The organism is Candidatus Schekmanbacteria bacterium, from assembly GCA_016219965.1.
In the GTDB taxonomy this organism is placed as follows: domain Bacteria; phylum Schekmanbacteria; class GWA2-38-11; order GWA2-38-11; family J061; genus JACRJM01.
The window spans coordinates 1-3,469 of record JACRJM010000012.1; the positions used below are offsets into that span (position 1 = coordinate 1).

Genomic DNA, 3,469 nt, shown 5'->3' on the forward strand with positions numbered 1-3,469 from the left:
CCCATTTTTTTGTCTTGACAATGGGGAGCACTTTACTGCTAACGTCAGAGTAAAATAGCAAGAAGTGATTTTGGTGTCAATTGGAATTATGGGGAATTATGGGAGTTAAGGTTATCATTTGGTGTGAGCAGATGTTCGCCTTTTCAAGGGGATAATAGCTATTAAAGACCTCAACATTCGCTCGACTTTTCGCTCGAAATATTTCTTAAACGCTCGGTTTGTCAATCGCTCGAATAATAGCTCGATTCTTTCAATATCCGCTCGATAGAGTTTATTTGGCAACATAATATATCGACCTTCCTTGTCCTTTTGCTAAGGTCATATGTTTCTTAACCAGCTCACTTAGATCCAAGTACGCAGTATTCCGAGAAACATTAAATCGTTGGCAATATTCTTTTGTAGTTATCTTTATATTTTCATTCACCATCAGTCTCAGCGCTTCTATCTGCCTGTTATTCAACCCCAATTTTTTTAAATCTATTTGCCTCTCCTCTGGCATGCTCGAAACTGAATCCAGAATCTTATCTCCTGGACCATAAAATTTTACCACAAAAAAATCGCCCTCTTCTAAGAATTCAGGTTTAGTCAGGCCATGTTCCATCATCAGCCTTTTCATCTTACCAATGCCGGTACCGAATTTCTCCATGTCTTTTGTTTCGTGAAAAATACTACAGATTATCTCGTTTCTCGTGATATGATGGCCTTCCATCCTTCGAATGTTAACACCTGGCAGAAGACCACCGGGATTGCTAATCTCCACCCTGTCATCAAAGATAGAAATTATAATTGGCGCCCCGTGGCGGGTATAATCCCTGTGGGCTATGGCATTGATAACCGCTTCTCTTATTGCTTCATAGGGATACTCCGGTATATCAACCCGCTTGAATTCTACTATTTTGCCGGCCAATCGTGTATTCCTCTTGAAAAATGCCTCTACATCATCAAGCATCTTATAGAAAGGCCCTTTTATCTCTTTTGAGTCAATAAATTCTATTCTTGTAACACCCCTGAATCTGGCAATCCTTATTTCATTTTGCGGGATATATTCAGATGGGTCCTTACCAAAGAAGAGTAACCCGGCATGGGTAGGCATTAATTTGCCATCGTCTCTCTTTACCACCTTTAAGGTATTTACAAGAAAATCTTTTACAGGAAGTTTTGGTATGTCAACCTTGATCTTAATCGCCCTGTTTCTTAGGAAGTCCTTTACCTCTCTTTCATCAATGTTCTCATACCCTGCCTCCCTGCATATTGTCTCGTCAAAAGGCACCTTGCTTAACTTTCCCTTACCGTCAAGATAAGATATAAGACTGCTAAGTACATATGCCTTCAATCCATCCGGGTTGGTAAAGCGTTTATAGATGTATGATTCCCTGATGGTCTTAATGAAACTCTGAATATCTCTGTCTCTCCTTGAGTCATCTCTACCTTTGATAAATATCAGAAAATAACCTCTTTTTCATCTCTTGCCTGATTAGGTCTTCTGTTCATTCCCAGCGATAAACGGCAGGGGAGACGTGATAGAAATTTGTTCTTTCCAGGCCAGAATAGCAGTATGAGATTTATGAGTCAATGGATATTTTGTTCTTACCTGAAGCAACAAAAGTAAGGAGCGTAAAGCGTGTCAGGCATTGACAATTGACGTAAGGGCATTGGTGGGGCTATATGTTAATTCAATAATCAAGGACTCCGTTACCTATCCTCAGTCATTTTTTTTCTTTTCCATATCAATCCACCCTTGGCTTTGCGTTTTTAGCTGTTTCAACAATAGCATCAAGTTTGTCTATGATCTCAGGGTCAATCTTATTTTTTGGAACCAGGCTGGCGAGTATATGATAATCGGATTTCTTTAGGAGGTTCGGTAAATCTAATTTTTCAAAATACTTATCGAACAGAGGAGCAAGAAACTCATCAGTTGCTTTTACATCAGGGGACCAGGCCTCAAGCCTCTTCAGTGTTTTTAAGGCTGAAGCAACTTCAGAAATTGATTCCTTCATAGTATTAAGCCGCCGTGCCTCTTCTGCCCTCCCGAAAAAATCGTCCGGTAAATCATGTTTTGCATAAGCCAGAAGCACCTATAATCATTCCTACTTTTTCAACCCCTGCAGTAACCCGCTGAATATACTCACTGCCTTGTTAATAATGTCTTCATCAGGCACAGGTATTTTTAAAAATGTATTCCCTGTATCTTTGTCTTTTCCAACAAAGGAGGATATGAGAGGCTGGAGGGATTTGCCGTCCGAAAGGGGATTGCTTAACTTTTCTTAAAAAGAGATACCGGTTTTGGTCAGAACATTTTGCTGGGTATGCAGGAGCAGTGTATAGTGTGACGAGCAGCCTGTTGTTAAAGCTCCTTGGATTCCTTTAGTGCGTAGCGAATAATATTATCATGCAAACGGTAGCCGCTGTCCCTCATTAGGTTAAGAGCATCCCCGACACTGTCAATGATACCTGTTCTCTTAGCCTCTACAAGGATACGCGCAGTGCCGATTACCTTAAGACTAAAAATTTCACGGGCGATCTTCCTCCCTTTCCGTTCATCTATCAAAACATAGTCAGCTTTTATCTCACGAGCGAGCTGAATAACAGATGCCTCTCCGTAATCCAGAACTGTTTGAAGTAAAGGGTCCAAGGCACTTGATAAAGACAACACCTGAATCCAAGTCGCCTTATTGTACGCTGACAGACCATGTCCGGAGCTGCCACCTTCAAGCAGCTCTTTGTGGACGGCTTCGGGAATGGAAACCTGCTGAAAGAGCTTTTGAAGGATGTCTATGCGATCAATAAGGGCAAGGGCAATAACAGGTCCCGTGTTTGACAAAAGGCGTCCCATCATAACTCCATATCCTCAAACTCAGCTTCGAGTTCCTCATTATCCCAATCAACAGTAGCAGCGCCATAGCGTGAGCAACTCAGGAGAAAAGCAACACGTGATATGCCAATCAGGGCTGCTGCCTGCCCTGATGTCAATCTACCCATCTCGTAGAGCTTCACAGCAAGCGCGTTCTTTGCCTCCTGCTCAAACATCTCGGGACTGAGGTTGAGCAACGCAAGGATTGACTCAGGATATTTTATAGCTAATGTTTTCAACTGTACCTCCTTACACTTATATCATTAACACACCACAAATATTTTATCAATCTTGTTTTCACTAAATTAAAAAATTCCTTGTTTGATTGGTGCTTTAAATCTTTTGGTGTATGGATAATATGCAACAGGAGGAGTTACTTACTTTTTCAACCCCTGCAGTAGCCCGCTGAATATGCTCACTGCCTTATTGATAATATCTTCATCAGGCACGGGTATTTTTAAGAAGGTTTTTCCTGTGTCTTTGTCTTTTTCAACAAAAGTGGATATGAGAGGCTGGAGTGATTTGCCGTCTGAAAGGGAAGTCCCTAATTTTTCTAAAAATGTTATGCCGGTTTTGATCAGGTCATTAACGTCATTATGGCCTGGTGTATTAGTTTCA

The 3,469-nt window shown here is 41.1% G+C and carries 5 protein-coding genes; all 5 read right to left on the bottom strand.

The features are described 5' to 3' along the window. Positions 1–271 precede the first annotated feature (271 nt). A complete protein-coding gene (locus HZA77_12680; protein ID MBI5376288.1) occupies positions 272–1,333 on the bottom strand; it encodes a DeoR family transcriptional regulator in 1,062 nt (353 codons plus the stop codon). 394 nt (positions 1,334–1,727) lie between these two features. Then, positions 1,728–2,075 (bottom strand): hypothetical protein, encoded by a 348-nt coding sequence (locus tag HZA77_12685; protein ID MBI5376289.1) that lies wholly within the window; start codon positions 2,073–2,075, stop codon positions 1,728–1,730. A gap of 269 nt (positions 2,076–2,344) precedes the next feature. Then, positions 2,345–2,836: a DUF3368 domain-containing protein gene (locus HZA77_12690; GenBank protein ID MBI5376290.1), complete on the bottom strand. Its 492-nt coding sequence runs from the start codon at positions 2,834–2,836 to the stop codon at positions 2,345–2,347. After that, a complete protein-coding gene (locus tag HZA77_12695; GenBank protein ID MBI5376291.1) occupies positions 2,833–3,090 on the bottom strand; it encodes a UPF0175 family protein in 258 nt (85 codons plus the stop codon). Before HZA77_12695 ends, HZA77_12690 begins: the two co-directional genes overlap by 4 nt. A gap of 138 nt (positions 3,091–3,228) precedes the next feature. Continuing rightward, positions 3,229–3,469 (bottom strand): hypothetical protein (locus tag HZA77_12700; GenBank protein ID MBI5376292.1); only part of this gene is annotated, 241 nt, incomplete at its 5' end.